The sequence below is a fragment of the Thermosporothrix sp. COM3 genome (genome assembly GCF_059696735.1).
The window spans coordinates 5110660-5129917 of record NZ_AP019376.1; the positions used below are offsets into that span (position 1 = coordinate 5110660).

The window sequence follows — 19258 nt, forward strand, 5'->3', positions numbered from 1 at the left end:
CTCATTCCTCCATTTCGTGATCGCCGTCCAAATCGGCCCCAACAGCACTGGTGCGAGCATTGGGCAAGAAGTTGCGAGCAAGCAAGCGTTCGCGCAGCTCCTGTAAGCTCTTCTCACCGAAATTGCGCACACCAAGAAGATCTTCTTCATTCATCGAGAGGATCTGTCCAACCTTTGTGATGTTACTGCGTTTGAGGCAGTTATAGGCGCGGACCGAGAGATCCAGTTCCTCGATGGGAGTATCATAGATCTTCTGAGGGATGGGCAAGCTGCTCAACGGAGCCTTCTCAGGCTCAGGCAAGGACGCACGGTAGTTCGCCAGCAAAGTGAAGTGGCGTACCAGGATGTCCGCGCTTTGCCGCAGAGCTTCATCCGGCGTGATCGTACCATCCGTATTTATTTCAAGAACGATTTTATCGTAGTTGGTCATCTGACCGACACGAGTATGCTCAACCGTATAGTTGACCTTTTGCACCGGGCTAAAAATGGCATCGACCGGGATCACACCAATCGGCTGATCTTCCTTCGAGTCGGCAGGAACATAGCCCCGTCCAGTCTCAACGACCAGTTCCATATCGAGATGGGCATTTTCATTATCCAGGGTCGCAATATGGAGGTCGGGGTTGACAATCTCTACCGTACTGGGAGCAACAATATCGGCAGCCGTAACCTCGCGCTCACCGTTTACCTCAAGGCGCATAGAAACGGCATGGTCAGAGAAACTGCGCAGACGCAGCTTCTTGACGTTCAGCACAATATCGGTGACATCCTCCATAACGCCGGGGATATCCTGAAACTCATGCTGAACCCCTTCAATGCGAATCGAGGTCACTGCTGCACCGGGCAAAGATGACAGCAGAACACGCCGTAGCGCGTTGCCCAGGGTCATACCGTACCCCGCCTCTAACGGCTCGATATCGTAACTTGCATAATTCCCTTGTATCTTTGTATTTTTAATCCGAGGCAGAGTAATGTTGTCTAGCAAGGTTCTAACCCGCCTTTCTTTTTCTACCAGAGTTCGTCCCTAACACTGACCCCTTCTACCCAATGCTGCCAGTCAAGCCGCATTGCGAAGGGATCAGATAGCGAAACCGCAGGTAGTCCAAGAGCTTCTAACATCCCTGAGCGCCTTCGAGAGGAAGGGGACAGGGACAGACCCACCGCGACTCAACGTGTTACCGCTGATAGTACTCAATAACGAGCTGTTCATCAAACGGCAGCTCAAGTTCTGCTCGTGAAGGCAGAGACAGGACCCGGCCAGAAAGCGCATCTTTATCCAGGGAAAGCCAGGAAGGAATGCTCTTCTGATCGAGCAGGAGAGCACGAGCCTTGAAGTACTCCATGCTCTTGCTGTGCTCGCGCACAGTGATTACATCGTTCGGCTTGGCAATGAAGGACGGAATGTCCGTCTTGCGTCCATTGACCTCGAAATGGCCGTGATTGACAAGCTGACGCGCCTGCGCCCGAGAGTCGGCGAAGCCCAGACGATAGACAAGGTTGTCAAGGCGCATCTCCAGGATCTGGAGCAGGTTTTCGCTGGTCTTACCAGGGCGGCGGGCGGCTTCCTCAAAGTGCTTGCTGAACTGGCGCTCAAGCACCCCATAGGTGCGGCGAACCCGCTGCTTCTCACGCCACAACTTGCCGTACACGGATTCCTTACGTGCGCGACTCGCACCATGCTGACCGGGGCGAGTGCTGCGTCTATCGAGAGTGCATTTCTGGATGCACTTGTCACCTTTTAAGAAAAGTTTTACCCCCTCACGCCTGCACAGCTTGCAGACCGGGCCGGTATAACGTGCCATCTAAATGATTCCTCCTCACACGCACAGCATGATAACAGCAAGCTTAGACACGACGCCGCTTCGGCGGTCGGCAGCCATTGTGCGGAATAGGTGTAACGTCGGTAATCGAAGTCACGGTCAGCCCTGCGGCCTGCAAAGAACGAATTGCAGCTTCGCGACCGGAACCCGGTCCTTTCACAAAAACATCAATCTGCTTGAGACCGTGATCCATTGCTTTACGAGCGGCATTATCAGCCGTTACCTGAGCAGCATACGGGGTGCTCTTACGCGAGCCTTTGAAGCCCTGAGCGCCAGCGCTACCCCAGGCAATAACGTTACCGTTGGGGTCGGTAAGAGTAACAATGGTATTGTTAAAGGTTGCTTGAATATGGGCCTGTCCACGTGGCACAGACTTGCGCTCACGCCGCCTGACCCTGCCAGTAGTCTTTTTCTTGTCTGCCATTCTTTCTCACTCTCTCCCGCATTACTTCTTCGTGGCTTTCTTCTTGCCAGCAACAGTCCGTTTTGGCCCACGGCGAGTGCGCGCATTCGTGCGTGTGCGCTGTCCTCGCACTGGAAGGTTGCGACGATGGCGCATGCCACGATAGCAGCCAATCTCGATCAGCCGCTTGATGTTCATATCAACTTCGCGGCGCAGATCACCCTCAACCTTGTACTCGCGGTCAATTACTTCACGCAGGCGATTGACTTCTTCTTCGGTCAGGTCTTTTACACGAGTGTCCGGATTAATGCGAGTCTTTTCCAGAATCTTGCGGCTTGTCGTCAGCCCGATTCCATAGATATAGCACAGCGAGATTTCCACACGCTTTTCGCGGGGAATGTCAACGCCAGCAATTCTTGCCATCTTTCCCTCCAGCATCAGGCTTTCTTCAGTCTCGCCCATGGGCAAGACGAGAAGCCTACTACGCCTTTTTTAGCCTTGCTTCTGTTTATGCTTTGGATCTTTACTACAGATAACCATTACCACACGATGGCGACGAATGATCCTGCAACCGTCACAGCGTGGTTTTACAGAGGCGCGAACTTTCATGAATTTGCCCTCCTCAACAATCTATCGACACTTGCGCTTTTTCACCGGCCCCACCCTCCAGCACGAAAGAGCGGCATGCAGGCAAAAAGGAAGCATGACAACGCGTCTTTTCTGTTCTTGCGCTTTGCTTGCTTCCAGAAAACGCTGAATACTCTACGTTTCACCACTCAATGCCCCTGGTGATTTCAGGCATCAGTGGCGTCAGGATATAGAAGGATGCCTTAACTCCACATCAACCTTTCACACGCCATGTAATGCGGCCTCGCTTCAGGTCATACGGGGATAGCACAACTCTGACCTTGTCGCCTGGAACGATACGCACAAAATTCATGCGAATACGTCCTGAGAGGACAGCCAGGACCTCGTGATTCTCGTTAATCTTCACTTTGAACATGGCATTTGGAAGGGCCTCTACAACAGTACCCTCTACTGAAATTTCGTCACTCTTAGGCATAGCATCCTTTCCTGATTGCGGACAGACTTTTTTTCTACTCTATCTCTGTTCCGGCTTGCAAGGAGAGCACATATGGCAGCCAACACATGCGCCTGAAAAGCCCCAGAACAGAAAGTCTTTCTCCGCTCAAAACACCGTTCGCCCCACGCCCGGGGTTTCGGCTTTTACCAGTTTCGTCTGTTCTACTTCTTGAGGTACTACTTTTCAGCATTCTTGCCGCATTCGGAGCGGGCGCGTCCACTGTTGTGCTTGTCGGACGAACCGAGAACGCGGAGCGCACACGGATAGTTTCTGATCCATCCGAATACAGGGCAGAATCAAAACTTCGATACTCTTAGAAGTACAAAAGGGCAGCAGTACCTACTGCTGCAGCCAACTACGAATTATAGCATACTTTCCATTGGACGTCGAGAGGGGGGAAGCACCCTCGGAAAAAAAGAGCGTTCCGTTTCTCTCTTACGCTCCCAGTGTCAGGATTTCCGCGTTTCCATCCGTGATAGCCACAGTATGCTCAAAATGAGCCGCATACCGACCATCGGCAGTGACGACTGTCCAGCCATCATCCAGCTCGCGGGTTGCCTCGGAGCCCAGAAGGACCATTGGCTCAATCGCGATCACCAGACCGGGCCGCAGTCGCATATTCGGATAGGCGGGCTCAACATAGTTCAGCACATCGGGGTCCTCGTGCATGCTACGACCGATCCCATGCCCACCATACTCGCGAATCAGCGAATAGCCAGCAGCCTCAATGTGGTGCTGAATCGCTCTGCTGATATCATGCAGACGATTTCCAGCCTGGGCAGCAGCGATTCCCCGGTACAAGGCATCCTCTGTCACCTTAAGCAGGCGTTTGGCCTCCGCAGAGACAGAGCCAACCGGAACCGTGACTGCGGAGTCGGCATACCAGCCCTGGTAGCTGGCAGCCAGATCGAGCGTGATAATATCACCCTCCTGCAACACACGTGGTCCGGGAATACCATGTACAACCTCTTCGTTTACAGACGTACAAATAGAAGCAGGGTAACCATGATAGCCCAGAGAGCCTGACTTTGCGCCAAAACGTTTCAGGGCCTCTGCTGCCAGATGATCCAGTTCCGCAGTCGTGATACCGGGACGCACCGCAGAGCGCAGCTCGGCGAGGATGGCCGCAATAATGCGTCCGGTCTCCCGGATCTTCGCACACTCTTCCTTTGATTTGAGAATAGGTGCCATTGTTTCTCTTCTTCATCCTCCATCAGTGAGAACCCGAAAGCATGTGCGGGCCTCAGGATTACAAGCAGGAACACGGCTGCAACCGGATCAAATACATACACTCTACAGAAGAGCGCTCTCCCCTCATTATCACGAGGGGAGATATCTTTCTTCACGATACTTTGCGTGAAAACAGCGCATTTGTCAAGAGGGGTACCCTGTATCGACAGGGTACAGCCCGCCTTACTCGCGCTCTTTCTCGCCCACCCGCTCCATAATAGCGGAGTAGAGCTGCTGATGGACCGCCTCAATCGAGCGATTTCCATCAATTTCAATTAACTTTCCCTGCTGTTGATAGTAATCGAGCAGGTGGATTGTCTCGCCAAAGAAGATGTCAAGCCGACGTTGTATCATTTCGCCGCGATCATCCTCGCGCTGATACAATTCACTCCCATCAATATCGCAGACTCCCGGAACTTTCGGGGGATTGGTGCGAATATTGTAGGGATGCTGATGGGCCCGGCAGATATAGCGTCCCGAGAGGCGCTCGACCAGAACGTCGCGGGGCACCTGTAGATAGACAGCACAATCGACCGAGCGAGCTGCACTTGCCAAACCTCTGTCTAAAGCCTGAGCCTGTACAATCGTGCGCGGAAAGCCATCAAGGAGGACGCCACGGGCACAATCGGGAGCACTGAGACGCTTGAGAATCATAGCGACCGTAATATCATCGGGGACGAGTTCCCCGCGGTCAAGATATTCTTTTGCCTGTACACCCAGTTCCGTTTTGTCCGCAATCGCCTTACGAAACAGATCACCACTAGCAACGTGGGGAATACCAAGTTTGTGAGCGAGCCTTTCGGCTTGCGTTCCCTTTCCGGACCCCTGAGCACCGATCAGGATGATATTCACGATTTTCCTCCGACGGAATTGAAGGGAGTGCGCCGTTGCACTCCCATACAAACGCCTACCAGACCAGAGATGGAAGTGCAGTGAAACAGCCACTGCTCCGGCTGACTCCCCTTAGGATAGGAAACCAGAATAGTTACGCATAACCATCTGAGATTCCAGTTGTCGTACTGTATCCAGAACAACGCCCACAACAATCAAGAGAGACGCCGTTCCCAGTAACTGGCTGCCACCCACATTCGCAATAAAGGGGAGGACCGCAATGATACCCAGGAACAGAGCGCCGCCAAGCGTGATGCGGTTCAGGATCGCATACAGGTAATCGCTTGTTGGCTGACCGGGACGATAACCAGGAATGAACGCTCCCTGTTTTTGCAGGTTTTCTGGAATATTCTGTTGTTGCCACATCACATAAGCATAGAAGTAGGTAAAGGCAACAACCAGCAGGCCATAGATCAGCCAGTAGTACCAGAGACCGGGGTTGACAAGCCAGGTCGAAACCCAAATAGAAGCATCTTTCAGCCAGGTAATACTACTGGTTGTCAGGAATTTAGAGATCACCGCCGGGAAGAGCATCATAGACTGAGCAAAGATCAGCGGGATCATACCAGCACTGTTGACCTGCATGGGAATGTAGGTGGTTTGCGCCGAGCCTACCAACAAGCCTCTACCAACCATGCGCTTCGTCGGGTATTGAACCGGGATACGGCGCTGTCCCAGGTAAATATAGACGATAGCGACCAGAGTCACCAGAGCGATCAGCACAAAAATGCCGATACTGACGATGCCACTGCCATTGCCTCCACTGGAGGTGGCAGAAACATAGCCCTGATGGACAGTATTCGGAATCCGGCTCACGATATTGCCAAAAATGACAATGGAGATCCCGTTTCCGATACCCTTTTCCGTAATCAGCTCACCGAACCAGACCAGGACAAGCACGCCGGCGGTGAGAGAAAAGAGGATTGAGTATGACTGCAACGCGTATTGCGGGTCAACAAGGCTGAAGTGCTTCAGCACATTCTGCTGCTGATACAGAGCACACTGTCCGACCGCTTGCAGAAACGCAAGAGGAACGGTGACCCAACGAGTGATCTGGCTAAAGCGCAGGCGTCCGGCTTCTCCTTGAGAGGCAAGATTCTGCAACGCCGGGATAATGGGTTGCAGGAGCTGCATAACGATAGTGGCAGTGATATACGGATACACACTCAGCGCAACAATCGAAAAGGTTTGCAGGGAGCCGCCAGAGAAAATATCCAGCAGACCCAGAAGCTGGCCGAGATTGGGGTCCGTTTTGCCCTGGAAGAGAGCAACCAGAGCCGTTCGCTCTTCCCCGGTCAGGGGAATCGTGATATGGGCCAGGACACGGCAGAGAATCAACATGCCTAGCGTGAAAAGGATTTTATTGCGTAGATCGGGTACTGTCCAGATGCTACGCAGCTTTTCCCACATGGGAGCCTCCTTTCACGTCACCAGACGCCGCGGGTAGCAGTAAAGCGCCTGCCCGCCTTGCAAGCAGTACAGGGTCCCTGGCGCAGATGCGTGTTGCAAGATTTCCAACCGCCATTCACCCCGAGAGCCCGAGAGCAGGCACCCGAGGGAAGGGCTGGAAGACAAAGCCTCACAGAGACAACAACGAGCAAGAGGCCAGGGAATTACTCCCCGGCACCCTGCTGATTCGCGGTTGCAGCCTTGTCGTCTTTGCGGCGTTTGGTCTTCGGATAGACCTTCGTCGGGATGATCTCGACTGTACCACCTGCCGCTTCGATCTTCTCACGTGCGCTGGCCGAGAACTTATGGGCATACACCGTCAAAGGACGATCAATTTCGCCTTCTCCCAGAATCTTAATCAAGCCACGGCTCTGCGCCTTCGTAGCCAGATCCTGTGCAACCAGATCCTCGGGGCGCACCTGGGAGCCTGCTTCAAACTGATTAAGGGCTACAACATTTATTATAGTATATTCATCGCGGAAAGGGGCATTGCTATTGCCCTGACCACGAACGAACGACAAACGCTTTGACAGGCGGTTCTGGCCGCCATTAAAAGCGCGATGGATTTTGCCACCGGAACGCGCCTTCTGACCCTTGGTACCTCGTCCGGCAGTTTTGCCACGACCGGAGCCGTGGCCGCGACCAACGCGACGCTCGGACTTATGTGAACCAGGGGCGGGCCGCAAATTGGAAAGTGTAATCGGGCTCACTTATTCCGTCTCCTCAACCTGCACCAGGTGCTGCACTTTACGAATCATACCACGAATCGTGGGCTGATCTTCATGCTCAACAGTGTGCTGGAGCTTGCGAAGGCCCAGCGAACGAATCGTATCCTTCTGATCTTGTGGGTAGCCGATTGCGCTCTTTACCCATTTAATACGTAGTTTTGGCATTGCATTCTCCTATCGACGGCGCTCGCCACCGGAACGGCGCTCGCGGCGCTCACCGCCACGGCGACCGGCAGCGCGGCTCTCACGTGCCTCTTCCTCGCGGGCAGCTTTTGCAGCGGCGGCCTGCTCAGCAGCGGCAGTAGCGGCGGCGGCCAGTTGCTCGGCGCGTTTCTTGCCCAGGATATCGGCAACGGTCTTGCCACGGCGGGCAGCCTCTTCATCGGGAGCGCGCAGCTCACGCAGGGCCTTCATGCACGCCTGCACCGTATTCGCCTTATTGGTGCTACCAAGCGTCTTCGTCAAGATATCGCGAATGCCAGCAGCCTCAACAACAGCACGTACCGCACCACCGGCGATAACGCCGGTACCAGGAGCAGCAGGCTTTAACAGAACCTCAGAAGCGCCAAAAGTTGTCTTAATCAGATATGGAATCGTTGTGCCAGACAGAGGAACTTCCACGAGATGCTTTTTCGCATCCTCGACAGCCTTGCGGATAGCCTCTGTATACTCGCTGGCCTTACCAAAGCCGAAGCCCACATGACCGTTGCGATCACCGACCACTACCAGGGCACGAATGCTGAAGTTTCGGCCACCCTGGACCACCTTGGAGACGCGGCTGACTTCCACCACAGTCTCTTCCAGGTTCAGTTTTGATGCATCTATTCTCGCCATATTTCTCCTTGCCTTGTTCGTTAAGGCATCCTCCAAAAAGGCTTTTCCGTGGCCTTAGAAATCCAGACCCGCTTCACGAGCGCCTTCAGCGAGTGCTGCGACTCGCCCATGATAGGCATAGCCTCCACGGTCAAAAACCACCTGCTTCACACCTTTTTCCTGTGCGCGCTGAGCCAGCAACTTGCCAACTTCACGTGCAAGAGCAACCTTCCGGTTACTGGCGATTGGAGCCAGCATCTCGACCGGAGTTCTCTTCGGCTTTTTCTGGGCGGCAGGGAGAGCAGTCGGAGCAGCGGGCTGCTGCTTGCCTTTTGCCGCTTTCTTCGCTGCCTTTTTGCTGGTGGCTGCCTCTGCCGCCACTTCCTCAACAGCGACAATCTCTTCTTGCTGCGCTACCTCTGGCTGAGCGGCAGGGGCCGCGGGTTCAGGCTGGAAGCCACGCAGGCTCTCCTCAATTGTCGAAGCCGAAACCAGCGTGTGGCCCGTAGTATCATCGATCAGCTGTGCATAGATATGCTTTCCGCTGCGGAAAACGTTCAAGCGTGGACGTGCCGTAGTGCCCTGTAGATGGCGTCTCATCCGCTGGTGCCGCCGCAGCCGCGCCTGATTTGCATGAAACTTCTTAATCATAGTTCAGGTGCGAAAGTTCGCAAGTGCGAGCTCTCGCATCTCCTTTCTTTCTCAGAGAACACAGAGTAGTGGGAACAGACATGAGAGACGTGGTCGGCACTACGTTTCTCTTTGCTCAACACCACCCTTTGCCTACAGAACCACAGAGTTTTTCAGGCTCCGGGCGCCGTACAACAGCGACTTTCTCGCGCTCTGTACCGTGCGCCCCGGATATATTCAAGATAAGAGCTTACTTCTTCTTGCCGCCGACTTTACCGGCCTTACCGGCCTTCATGCGGATCTTCTCGCCAGCATAGCGAATGCCCTTCCCTTTGTAGGGTTCAGGCTTGCGAATCCGGCGAATGCTGGCTGCCAGTTCGCCAACCAGCTGCTTATCAATACCGCTCACGCTGATGCGGGTTGCCTTCGTGCCGGGATCGGTGCCCTCAACATTCAGAGTGATGCCAGCGGGGGGCTCCACCTCAACGGGATGAGAGTAACCGACCAGGATCACCAGGTTATTTCCCTGCTTCACCGCGCGATAGCCGACGCCATGAATTTCCAGTTCTTTCTTAAAGCCTGTGGTAACGCCAACTACCATGTTGCTAATCAGCGTGCGATACAGGCCGTGCTTTGAGCGATGCTCCTTGCTGTCGGAAGGGCGATCGACAATGAGCTTGCCATCTTCCAGCTTAAGAATCAGAGCCGGATCGATCTTGCGCGAAAGCTCTCCCTTCGGACCTTTTACCGAAACAACATTATCTTCGGTCCAGTTCACCTGCACACCGGGTGGTACTGGGATTGGAGCCCGTCCAATACGAGACATACAATACCTCCCTCTACCAAACGTAGCAGATGACCTCGCCACCGAGACCCTGCTTATAGGCTTTAGAGCCAGTCATCAGGCCTTGCGGCGTCGAGAGAACGGCAATCCCCAGACCACCGCGGACCCGAGGGATATTCATACGCTTGGTGTACACTCGCAGGCCCGGCTTGCTGACGCGCTTGAGCTCGTTCAGCACCGGCTTCTTGTCGACATACTTGAGTGTCAGACGAAGCGTGCCCTGCGGATTATCTTTCAAGATCTCGATATCTTTGATATAGCCTTCTTCTTTGAGCACACGCGCAAGCGCCAGCTTCATTTTCGACGCTGGAATCAGTACGCGAGTGTGCCGTGCTCTTATCGCATTGCGAATACGAGTAAGCATATCCGCAATGGGATCGGTCATGTTCATGGAATCTCCTCCACTAAATCGCGACTACCAGCTCGATTTCGTGACGCCGGGCAACTCACCGCGAAGCGCACGCTCACGGAAGCAGATGCGGCACAAGCCGAACTTACGCATATATGCACGGGGTCGACCGCAGACCTGACAGCGGTTATGCTGCTGCACCTTGTATTTGGGCTTGCGGAGCGACTTCATAATCATCGAAATTTTTGCCATTTTCGCCCTCCAGATTATCGCTTCTTAAAGGGCATGCCCATCAAAGAGAGCAGCCGTCGGCCCTCTTCATCAGAAGAGGCCGTTGTTACAATAGTAATCTCCATACCGCGGAGTTTGTCGACCTTATCGTAGTCGATTTCCGGGAAGACCAGCTGCTCCTTCAGACCAAGCGTATAGTTTCCGCGGCCATCAAAAGCCTCTGGCGAAACACCCTGGAAGTCGCGCAAGCGGGGCAGCGCAACATTCATCAGTTTATCCAGGAAGTAATACATCCGCTCACCACGCAGGGTCACCATGCACCCGATCGGCATCCCCTCACGCAATTTGAAGGAAGCGACCGAGCGTTTTGCCCGCGTGATCACGGGACGCTGCCCGGTGATAACAGCCAGGTCAGAGACAGCGGCATCCATCGCCTTCGCGTTCTGGATTGCCTCGCCCATGCCGATATTGATAACAACTTTATTGACGGCAGGGACCTGCATCGGATTCTTGTAGTTAAACTCCTGTTGCAGGGCTGGCACAACCTCCTGGCGATACTTTTCTTTCAAGCGTGCTGCCATGACGTTTAACTACTCCTCGTCCGATCCTGAATAACTTTACCACACTTTTTGCAGACGCGCACCGGGCGCATTTTCTTATCCTGTCCCATCTCGCGGCGCTCAATGCCCACACGGGTGGGGGTATTGCACTCAGTGCACTTGAGCATCACGTTCGAGACATGAATGGGCATCGCCTTCTCAATGATGCCGCCCTGCTGTGTCTGTCCTCGCGGCTTCACATGTTTCTTGACGGTATTAAGGCCTTCAACAATGACCTTATTCATCTGAGGGATAGCCCGCGAAACTGTTCCCTCTTTCCCCTTATCCTTGCCGGCCAGAATCAGGACGGTGTCGCCCTTCTTAATGCGCAACTTTGCAAGGTGCAAGGGTTTTTTGATTTTCTGCTTTACTGCCATTTCTTCCCTCGCTACAGCACTTCAGGTGCAAGCGAAACCAAACGCATAAAGTTCTTCTCACGTAGTTCGCGAGCGACGGGGCCAAAGATACGGGTACCACGCGGGTTGTTACCAGGAGCCAGAATGACGGCTGCATTCTCGTCAAAGCGAATATGCGACCCATCTTTACGGGCATATTCTTTTGCGACGCGTACAACCACCGCGTTGACCACATCACCCTTTTTCACCTGTCCGTTTGGTGTTGCTACTTTTACAGAGGCCTTAATAATGTCGCCCACTTCTGCATACTTCTTTGCAGAGCCGCTCATCACCCGGATGCACATAATTTCTTTAGCTCCGGTATTGTCGGCCACCTTCAAGCGTGTCTGTGGCTGGATCATTTACTCTTCTCCCTCCGCCGACTGCTCAGCTTCATCTTCGGCCAGAACCTCTTCGACGGGTACAATGCCAGAACCACGCTGAAGGATTTCAACCAGCATCCAGCGCTTGGTTTTGCTCAGCGGGCGGCTCTCTTCGATGCGAACGAGGTCGCCAGGCTGACAGGCGTTATTCTCATCGTGCGCATAAAACTTCTTGGTCTGTTTATATCTTCGCTTATAGATGCGATGTTTTTTCAGGGATTCGACTTCGACGACAATCGTCTTGTCCATCTTATTGCTGACCACACGCCCGACCTTCTGCACACGGCGCGTAGAGACAGGCGTGGTGTTTGCGACTTGCTGCGTCATTATTCTTTCTCCAACATCGATAGACGATGCAACAGGCGTGCGATATCTTTCCGGGTTTGCGCAAAAACACGAGTATTTTTCACTTCTCCACGCTGTTGTTGTAAGCGGAGATTGAACAGCTTCTGCCGTGCCTCTTTGAGTTCCTTTTGCGCCTCAGCGATATTCATTTCGCTGATCTGCTTTTTGCGTTCGCTAAGCTTCGACACTCTCCGCCTCCCCTCGTGTGATAAAGCGTGTTTTGATCGGAAGCTTGTGGCTGGCAAGACGGCAGGCCTCTTTCGCGATTTCCTCGCTCACACCTGCGATCTCGAAGATAACGCGCCCGGGTTTAACAACGGAAACCCAGTGATCGACAGCGCCTTTACCGCTACCCATGCGGGTTTCAGCAGGTTTGGCGGTGATTGGCTTATCAGGGAATACCCGGATCCAGACTTTACCGCCGCGCTTCATATAACGGGTAAGCGCGATACGAGCGGCCTCAATCTGGCGGGCTTCCAGCCAGCAAGGTTCAAGCGCCTGCAAACCGAAGTCGCCAAAGGCAAGGGTTGCACCACGAGTGGCAACCCCTTTCATGCGACCACGATGCTGACGACGATACTTAGTTCTCGATGGTGCCAGTAACATGGCTTCGCTCTCCTCTACTCGCTCTGCGTGCCTTCGGACTGTGTTTTCGGCTCAGCAGGAGGTGGTGTCTGTGCCTGAGGCTGCTGCACTTCGGAAGGCTGTGCTGCCCGCGGCTGTCTCTCCCCCTGTGGGCGTGGACCGCGAGGTGCTCTCGGCGGACGGGATCTCTCACCCTGCTGACGTGGCCCTCGCTCGCCAGGTGCACGACGGCCCTGGGGGCGCTCACCACCACGTGTTCGGTCTCCCTGAGGACGCTGACCACGTGTGCCGCCCTCGCCTCTGCGGCGTTCTGGACGGCGTTCGCCAGTCTCGCGCGGGGCGGAAGGTTGAGCAACGCCTGCACCAGCAGTGAGGGCCTCACGGCGCTTGCTGGAGAGGATGTCCCCGCGATAGATCCAGACTTTCACACCGATAACACCAAATGTCGTATGCGCTTCGGCAAGACCATAGTCGATGTCAGCACGCAGGGTATGCAGAGGAACACTGCCCTCTACTTCCTTTTCTGTGCGGGCGATTTCCGCGCCACCCAGACGGCCACCAGCAATGACCTTAATGCCTTTTGCGCCGGCACGCATGGATTTCTGAACAGCCTGTTTCATAGCACGCCGGAAGGCCACGCGCTTCTCAAGCTGATCAGCGATGGTGCGTGCTACCAGATATGCATCAAGCTCAGGCTGTCGGATCTCGATGATCTCAATGCGGACGCGTTTCTGCGTCTTCGCCTCAAGCAAGCGCTTCAGGTGTTCGACCTTTTCGCCGCTGCGCCCGATCACGATACCGGGTTTCGCGGTATTGATCTTCACCAGCACTTGCTTTGGTGCTGCACGCTCGATCTCTACACGAGAGATCGCAGCGTCAACACGAGCCCCGGAGGCACCGGAAAGCTCTTTACTGATAATGTTGCGGATAGCAAAGTCTTCCGCTAGAACGTCTTTATAATTCCGCTCGGCATACCAGCGGGACTGCCAGCCTTTTACGACGCCGAGCCTGAACCCTATGGGGTGTACCTTCTGTCCCAAGAGTATCCTCCTCTAACTTAGCGGCCTGCGTCCGCCGGGTCGTCCGAGACGATGACCGTCACATGGCAGAAACGGCGCAGCATGCGGGCTGCTCGGCCATGTGAACGTGGCTTCACACGCTTAATGCGGAATGAGTCATCCGCCACAATATTCAAAATGTACAGGTCATCTGGATTCAGATTGTAGTTGTTCTCCGCGTTTGCCGCTGCTGAGGCTACCACCTTCCGTACAGGCTCCGCACCTGCGTTGGGCAAGAACTGAAGAACAGCCAGAGCCTCATTCACGCGAAGCCCTTTCACCGCGTTTGTAACCAGACGCATTTTGCGCGGCGATATGCCGAGATCTCTAGCAATAGCTCTGACTTGCATCTCTACCTCACCGAAGTGGTCTTTTCATTCTTGCCACCCGCATGACCACGGAAATGCCTTGTGGGGGCAAATTCTCCTAACTTATGACCCACCATATTCTCGGTTACATAAACCGGCACATGAGTCTTTCCATTATGTACAGCAATAGTCATTCCGACCATTTCAGGAAAAATCATGGAAGCGCGAGACCAGGTTTTAATTACGCGTCTCTCGCCGCTGCGTCTGAGCGCAAGAACCTTTTTCCTGAGCGATTCGTGTATGTACGGTCCCTTTTTTCTTGAGCGCGACATTTACTTACTTCCTCCTGCCCGCATTGCGACGGCGAACAATGAAGCGATCAGTGCGTTTGTTCCTACGAGTCTTGAAGCCCAGCGCAGGTTTGCCCCACTTCGTCTGAGGCTTACCACCAATCGGTGCACGACCCTCACCACCACCATGAGGATGGTCCCGCGGGTTCATCACCGAGCCTCGAACGGTCGGGCGGCGGCCCATGTGGCGGGCTCGACCGGCTTTACCAATCGTCAGGTTCTCATGATCCACATTTCCTACCTGGCCGACGGTTGCCATACACTGGATATGAACATATCGCTGCTCACCAGAGGGCAGACGCAGAAGCGCGTAATTTCCCTCTTTCGCCATAAGCTGGATGGCGCTACCGGCACTGCGGCCAAGCTGACCGCCCCGGCCAATTTCCAGCTCAATATTATGAAGAGTCGTACCGGTCGGAATATTCTTTAACGGCAGCGCATTGCCAGGGCGAATCTCGGCCTCAGGGCCGGCCATCACCTGGTCGCCAACCTTCAAACCAACGGGCGCTAAAATATAGCGCTTTTCACCGTCCAGATAATGCAGCAGCGCGATATTGGCTGTGCGGTTCGGATCGTATTCGATCGCTGCGACGCGAGCAGGAACGCCCAACTTATTGCGCTTAAAATCAATCAGACGATAGGCACGCTTTGCGCCACCGCCACGATGTCGCGTCGTAATCTTACCCTGATTATTGCGGCCAGAGTGCTTTTTCAGCTTAACGGTCAGTGACTTCTCTGGCTTTGTCTTTGTGATCTCCTCGAAGGTCGAGACAGACATGCCACGACGCCCGGGAGACGTTGGTCGATACTGTTTAACTGGCATCTTCTCTATCCCTTACGCCTTCAATGCGTCGATTGTCTGTCCTTCGCTCAGGGTGACAATCGCCTTTTTCCACTCGCGCGCCTCAATCGGTCGAGGGTACGCCCCTCTTCTGCGGAGCAGGCGAGCCTTACCAGGCATGCGCATGATGTTGACTTTCTCAACCTTCACATTAAAGAGCGTCTCAATAGCACGACGAACGTCCACTTTCGTAGCTTTCAGTGCCACTTCAAACGTATATTTGTTCTGCTCTTGCTGCTTCACCGTCTTCTCGGTGACAATTCCGCGGCGCAGCACTTCTGTGATTTCCACAGTTTCCCTCCTCGCTACGCTTCGCTACCAGACTCAACCGGAGTCTCTTCAGCGATCTTTTTGCTGGCTTCCTCGGCGCTCAGACCTTCGCCAAAGACCAGTTCAATCCATTTCACGGTTTTAATCGGCATGACCACAAAATCATGCTTGAGCAGTTCCACGACGTTGATCGAGGAAACATGCTGCACTTTCGCCGTAGGAATGTTACGCGCCGACAGAACAACGTTTTCGTCACGCTGAGGCAGCATCATCAGCACGCGCTTGCCCTCGCTCGTTGGGAGTTTCTCCAGAATGGCGAGCATATCTTTGGTGCGCGGCTGCTCAAGGCTCAAATCGTTGACAATGATCAGATTCTCATTCGCCAGCTTATCAGATAATACCGAACGAATAGCCAGACGGCGCATCTTCTTGGGCACATCCTGATGATAGGGATGCGGCTTCGGTCCGAACACGGTGCCGCCACCACGGAACTGCGGTGCGCGGGTGCTACCCTGGCGAGCGCGGCCCGTCCCTTTTTGCCGATACGGTTTCTTATTACCACCCGAAACCTCTGCGCGCGTCTTGGTCGAGGCTGTTCCCTGACGGCGGTTGACGAGCTGTGCCGTCACTACCTGATGCAATACAGCCATATTCGGAGTAATTCCGAAAACCTGCTCGCTCAGTTCGAGCTTATCTACGGCCTCTCCGGCCAGATTATACACTGTTGTCGAAGGCATGTCGGTTACCTCATCACATGCTTCTTAATCATGAGCAAGCCGCCATTGGCACCAGGCACAGAACCTTTTACCACCAGCAGGTTACGCTCAGGATCAGACTGTATGACTTGCAATTTCTTCGCGGTCACGCGTGCATTTCCCATTCGACCAGCCATACGCGTGCCTTTGAGTACACGACCCGGAGTAGTTCCAGAGCCAATTGAACCAGGAGCTCTCCAGCGGTCAGACTGACCATGAGTGCGGGGACCACCACCGAAACCGTGGCGCTTCACGACACCCTGGAAGCCCTTACCTTTGGACGTTCCCACGATATCCACAACTTCGCCATCATTGAAGATGCTGGCATCAAACACTGTCCCCAGTTCCACTTGCTCCGGGGTAATGCCTTCTTGCAGATGTACCTCACGCAGTACACGGAACGGGCCGAGTTCCGGTCCCGGGCGGCGCTGGCGATTCTCAGAAATCTTGAGCAGTTTGCGCATCTGCTTGCTCAGTTTCTCCTCGCCCTCTTCGCTCTTCTCAGTGTTGGCCTTCTGCTCTTGCTGATAAGCCTGTAACTGCTTTCGCTGTGCCTTCAGTAGTGGCAGGCTGTGTCCGAGATGTCCCAGAACAGGCCGTGTAACATTCTTCGTTGTGACCTGCTCAAAACCAATCTGGACCGCATCATAGCCATCGCGGTCAGCCTTCTTGATCTGGGTGACGACGCAGGGGCCGACTTCAATAACCGTCACCGGGATGACTGATCCGTTCGGTCCAAACACCTGGGTCATGCCGACCTTCCTGCCCAACAACGCATTTAACATACTCTTTTACCTCATCTTATACATTCAGCGCTCATGCTCAATTGTAGATGGACACATGATCCTGAATGCCATTACTCATCTGTAGGGACCCGCATTGTATCGTCGCCACTTTCACCGAGCCGTGGCATCGAAAAAACACAATAATGCCCTGAGCACTGGTTTCTTCTCAGAAATTCAGGCCCGGTTACTCGCTTCGTGTACTTTCGGTCACTACAGCCGTCAGGTTTTTGTTTCCTACAGCTTGATCTCGATGTCTACGCCTGCGGGCAGATTTAAATGAGTCAGGGCTTCGACAGTCTTGTTTGTGTGATCCACAATATCAATCAGGCGTTTGTGCGTGCGAATCTCGAACTGATCGCGAGCATCCTTATCAATAAAGGTGGAGCGCATCACCGTATACTTGTTAATTTTCGTGGGCAGAGGCACTGGTCCAGAGACCCGAGCGCCGGTTCGCTGTGCGGTATCCACAATTTGCATTGCCGACTGATCGAGAATGCGGTGATCAAACGCCTTGAGGCGAATGCGAATTCGCTGTTTTGTTCCCGTTGCCATTTCTTTCTCCTGGAAATGGTCTCTCACAGGGGAGGAGAGGCTATTGTGACAGCCTCTCCTGATTCATCTGCAAGAAACCTATTCGATAACCTGGGTGCAGTAGCCAGCACCGACGGTGCGTCCACCTTCGCGGATGGCGAACTTCACGCCCTCTTCCATTGCGATACCGTTTATCAGCTCCACCGTCATCTCGATGTTGTCACCAGGCATCACCATCTCTACCCCTTCCGGCAGCTGGATGGACCCGGTCACATCCGTCGTTCGGATGTAGAACTGCGGCCGATATCCGTTGAAGAACGGCGTATGACGTCCACCCTCTTCCTTCGAGAGGACATACACCTGAGCCTTGAACTTCTTATGCGGCTTGATTGATCCCGGCTTCGCCAGCACCTGTCCACGCTCGATGTCCGTTCGCTCAACACCGCGCAGCAGACACCCGACGTTGTCACCCGCCATTCCCTCATCAAGGGTCTTCTGGAACATCTCGACGCCTGTCACCACCACTGTGCGGCTCTCGTCGCTGAAACCAACGATTTCCACCGACTCACCCACTTTGATGCGTCCGCGCTCAATACGACCGGTTGCCACGGTTCCACGTCCCTTAATGCCGAAGACGTCTTCCACTGGCATCAAGAACGGCTGGTCCACCGGACGCGGCGGGGTCGGAATGTAGGAGTCAACGGCATCCATCAGCTCCCAGATGCAGGCAGCATTCGGATCGTTGCGGGAGAGATCGCCCTTGCTTTCCAGGGCCTTGAGGGCAGAACCACGGATCACCGGCACATCATCGCCAGGGAACTGGTTCTTCGAGAGCAGCTCACGCACTTCCAGCTCCACCAGTTCCAGCAGCTCTTCATCTTCGAGCATGTCAACCTTGTTGAGGAAGACAACAATCGCCGGAACGTTCACCTGACGAGCCAGCAGCACGTGCTCGCGTGTCTGAGGCATCGGACCATCAGGAGCGCTCACCACCAGAATGGCACCGTCCATCTGAGCGGCACCGGTGATCATGTTCTTGATGTAGTCCGCGTGACCCGGGCAGTCAACGTGTGCGTAGTGGCGCTTCTCGGTCTCATACTCCAGGTGAGCAATCGAGATCGTGATACCGCGCTCTCGCTCTTCGGGGGCCTTATCGATCTGGTCAAAGGCCGTATATTTGGCAAGCTGAGCATTCGACAGCACTTTCGTGATCGCTGCCGTCAGGGTCGTCTTGCCGTGGTCAATGTGTCCAATCGTACCCACGTTTACATGGGGCTTTGTACGCTCAAATTTCTGCTTAGCCATTTTAGTCCTCTTCTACTTTTACTAGCCATTCTACATTACCGTAGAATGCACGTTTTTGTACGACCGGGCTACCATCAGTTCGGTCGCCCTTGCTCGGTAGGCCTGTTCCCTGACTTCGGCACCGAGCCAATTTCTATGCGCAATATGTATCTATGATACGAAGATGCAGTGTGCTTTGCGCTCTGCGCTCTGGTAAATACGTTTGCGTTTGTTTGATCGGTGACAACGCTTAGTGAGGAAGAAGCACCGGGGCACAGTGCAACCTGAGGTAATTCA

28 protein-coding genes and 4 pseudogenes are annotated in these 19258 nt (G+C 54.2%); all 32 read right to left on the minus strand.

The genetic code is table 11. The annotated features are described in order from the left end of the window. Window position 1: 1 nt before the first annotated feature. The 32 genes and pseudogenes from KTH_RS21620 to tuf all read right to left on the minus strand — a co-directional run bounded on the left by KTH_RS21620 (window position 2) and on the right by tuf (window position 18982). Window positions 2-985 (minus strand): DNA-directed RNA polymerase subunit alpha, encoded by a 984-nt coding sequence (locus tag KTH_RS21620; protein WP_497621051.1) that lies wholly within the window; start codon window positions 983-985, stop codon window positions 2-4. A 190-nt stretch (window positions 986-1175) separates the two neighbouring features. After that, window positions 1176-1802: a 30S ribosomal protein S4 gene (gene rpsD, locus KTH_RS21625; RefSeq protein WP_111325375.1), complete on the minus strand. Its 627-nt coding sequence runs from the start codon at window positions 1800-1802 to the stop codon at window positions 1176-1178. Between the two features lie 43 nt (window positions 1803-1845). Next, window positions 1846-2244, minus strand: a complete 399-nt coding sequence (gene rpsK / locus KTH_RS21630; protein WP_111325374.1) for a 30S ribosomal protein S11 — start codon at window positions 2242-2244, stop codon at window positions 1846-1848. 21 nt (window positions 2245-2265) lie between these two features. Next, entirely contained in the window at window positions 2266-2646 is a 381-nt protein-coding gene (gene rpsM / locus KTH_RS21635; RefSeq protein ID WP_111325426.1) for a 30S ribosomal protein S13, read from the minus strand. 69 nt (window positions 2647-2715) lie between these two features. Continuing rightward, window positions 2716-2832, minus strand: coding sequence for a 50S ribosomal protein L36 (gene rpmJ, locus KTH_RS21640; protein WP_111325373.1), 117 nt, complete (start codon window positions 2830-2832; stop codon window positions 2716-2718). Between the two features lie 232 nt (window positions 2833-3064). Beyond that, entirely contained in the window at window positions 3065-3286 is a 222-nt protein-coding gene (infA, locus tag KTH_RS21645; RefSeq protein ID WP_111325372.1) for a translation initiation factor IF-1, read from the minus strand. A 456-nt stretch (window positions 3287-3742) separates the two neighbouring features. Then, window positions 3743-4498, minus strand: a complete 756-nt coding sequence (map, locus tag KTH_RS21650) for a type I methionyl aminopeptidase (RefSeq protein ID WP_111325371.1) — start codon at window positions 4496-4498, stop codon at window positions 3743-3745. Window positions 4499-4720: 222 nt separating this feature from the next. After that, the gene (locus KTH_RS21655) at window positions 4721-5482 is read right to left on the minus strand and encodes an adenylate kinase (protein WP_246046330.1); all 762 of its coding nucleotides are present in this window, start codon (window positions 5480-5482) and stop codon (window positions 4721-4723) included. 18 nt (window positions 5483-5500) lie between these two features. Further along, window positions 5501-6838: a preprotein translocase subunit SecY gene (gene secY, locus KTH_RS21660; RefSeq protein WP_111325369.1), complete on the minus strand. Its 1338-nt coding sequence runs from the start codon at window positions 6836-6838 to the stop codon at window positions 5501-5503. A gap of 203 nt (window positions 6839-7041) precedes the next feature. Beyond that, a complete protein-coding gene (gene rplO, locus KTH_RS21665) occupies window positions 7042-7578 on the minus strand; it encodes a 50S ribosomal protein L15 (protein WP_111325425.1) in 537 nt (178 codons plus the stop codon). A 9-nt stretch (window positions 7579-7587) separates the two neighbouring features. Then, window positions 7588-7770 carry a 50S ribosomal protein L30 gene (rpmD, locus tag KTH_RS21670; RefSeq protein ID WP_111325368.1) on the minus strand — a complete coding sequence of 61 codons (183 nt, stop codon included), beginning with the start codon at window positions 7768-7770 and terminating at the stop codon, window positions 7588-7590. A 174-nt stretch (window positions 7771-7944) separates the two neighbouring features. Next, a pseudogene (rpsE, locus tag KTH_RS21675) lies at window positions 7945-8439 on the minus strand (30S ribosomal protein S5); the annotation flags it as partial. Window positions 8440-8493: 54 nt separating this feature from the next. Next, a pseudogene (locus KTH_RS21680) lies at window positions 8494-8628 on the minus strand (50S ribosomal protein L18); the annotation flags it as partial. Window positions 8629-8859: 231 nt separating this feature from the next. Further along, window positions 8860-9069, minus strand: a pseudogene (locus KTH_RS21685) (50S ribosomal protein L18); the annotation flags it as partial. 229 nt (window positions 9070-9298) lie between these two features. Continuing rightward, window positions 9299-9874 (minus strand): 50S ribosomal protein L6, encoded by a 576-nt coding sequence (rplF, locus tag KTH_RS21690; RefSeq protein WP_111325366.1) that lies wholly within the window; start codon window positions 9872-9874, stop codon window positions 9299-9301. 13 nt (window positions 9875-9887) lie between these two features. Continuing rightward, entirely contained in the window at window positions 9888-10283 is a 396-nt protein-coding gene (gene rpsH / locus KTH_RS21695; protein ID WP_111325365.1) for a 30S ribosomal protein S8, read from the minus strand. Window positions 10284-10307: 24 nt separating this feature from the next. Further along, complete coding sequence (locus tag KTH_RS21700) at window positions 10308-10493, minus strand: type Z 30S ribosomal protein S14 (protein ID WP_111325364.1); 186 nt, start codon at window positions 10491-10493, stop codon at window positions 10308-10310. Window positions 10494-10507: 14 nt separating this feature from the next. Beyond that, window positions 10508-11053 (minus strand): 50S ribosomal protein L5, encoded by a 546-nt coding sequence (gene rplE / locus KTH_RS21705; protein WP_111325363.1) that lies wholly within the window; start codon window positions 11051-11053, stop codon window positions 10508-10510. A 5-nt stretch (window positions 11054-11058) separates the two neighbouring features. Further along, window positions 11059-11448, minus strand: coding sequence for a 50S ribosomal protein L24 (gene rplX / locus KTH_RS21710; protein ID WP_246046331.1), 390 nt, complete (start codon window positions 11446-11448; stop codon window positions 11059-11061). Between the two features lie 11 nt (window positions 11449-11459). Then, window positions 11460-11828, minus strand: coding sequence for a 50S ribosomal protein L14 (gene rplN, locus KTH_RS21715; RefSeq protein WP_111325362.1), 369 nt, complete (start codon window positions 11826-11828; stop codon window positions 11460-11462). Then, on the minus strand, window positions 11829-12176 hold the full coding sequence (gene rpsQ / locus KTH_RS21720) for a 30S ribosomal protein S17 (RefSeq protein WP_111325361.1): 348 nt from the start codon (window positions 12174-12176) through the stop codon (window positions 11829-11831). It lies immediately after the preceding gene. Continuing rightward, window positions 12176-12382: a 50S ribosomal protein L29 gene (rpmC, locus tag KTH_RS21725; protein WP_111325360.1), complete on the minus strand. Its 207-nt coding sequence runs from the start codon at window positions 12380-12382 to the stop codon at window positions 12176-12178. Before rpmC ends, rpsQ begins: the two co-directional genes overlap by 1 nt. After that, window positions 12369-12800, minus strand: a complete 432-nt coding sequence (gene rplP / locus KTH_RS21730; RefSeq protein WP_111325359.1) for a 50S ribosomal protein L16 — start codon at window positions 12798-12800, stop codon at window positions 12369-12371. Before rplP ends, rpmC begins: the two co-directional genes overlap by 14 nt. A gap of 359 nt (window positions 12801-13159) precedes the next feature. Then, window positions 13160-13819 (minus strand): annotated as a pseudogene (gene rpsC, locus KTH_RS21735) (30S ribosomal protein S3); the annotation flags it as partial. Window positions 13820-13836: 17 nt separating this feature from the next. Beyond that, complete coding sequence (rplV, locus tag KTH_RS21740; RefSeq protein ID WP_111325357.1) at window positions 13837-14187, minus strand: 50S ribosomal protein L22; 351 nt, start codon at window positions 14185-14187, stop codon at window positions 13837-13839. A 2-nt stretch (window positions 14188-14189) separates the two neighbouring features. Further along, the gene (rpsS, locus tag KTH_RS21745) at window positions 14190-14477 is read right to left on the minus strand and encodes a 30S ribosomal protein S19 (protein WP_111325356.1); all 288 of its coding nucleotides are present in this window, start codon (window positions 14475-14477) and stop codon (window positions 14190-14192) included. A gap of 4 nt (window positions 14478-14481) precedes the next feature. Further along, window positions 14482-15318 (minus strand): 50S ribosomal protein L2, encoded by an 837-nt coding sequence (gene rplB / locus KTH_RS21750; RefSeq protein WP_111325355.1) that lies wholly within the window; start codon window positions 15316-15318, stop codon window positions 14482-14484. 12 nt (window positions 15319-15330) lie between these two features. Then, complete coding sequence (gene rplW, locus KTH_RS21755) at window positions 15331-15627, minus strand: 50S ribosomal protein L23 (RefSeq protein ID WP_111325354.1); 297 nt, start codon at window positions 15625-15627, stop codon at window positions 15331-15333. Window positions 15628-15641: 14 nt separating this feature from the next. Continuing rightward, on the minus strand, window positions 15642-16343 hold the full coding sequence (gene rplD, locus KTH_RS21760) for a 50S ribosomal protein L4 (RefSeq protein ID WP_111325353.1): 702 nt from the start codon (window positions 16341-16343) through the stop codon (window positions 15642-15644). 5 nt (window positions 16344-16348) lie between these two features. After that, window positions 16349-17146, minus strand: coding sequence for a 50S ribosomal protein L3 (rplC, locus tag KTH_RS21765; protein WP_346268201.1), 798 nt, complete (start codon window positions 17144-17146; stop codon window positions 16349-16351). A 234-nt stretch (window positions 17147-17380) separates the two neighbouring features. Beyond that, complete coding sequence (gene rpsJ, locus KTH_RS21770) at window positions 17381-17698, minus strand: 30S ribosomal protein S10 (protein WP_111325352.1); 318 nt, start codon at window positions 17696-17698, stop codon at window positions 17381-17383. 78 nt (window positions 17699-17776) lie between these two features. Continuing rightward, complete coding sequence (tuf, locus tag KTH_RS21775) at window positions 17777-18982, minus strand: elongation factor Tu (protein WP_137686148.1); 1206 nt, start codon at window positions 18980-18982, stop codon at window positions 17777-17779. Window positions 18983-19258 lie beyond the last annotated feature (276 nt).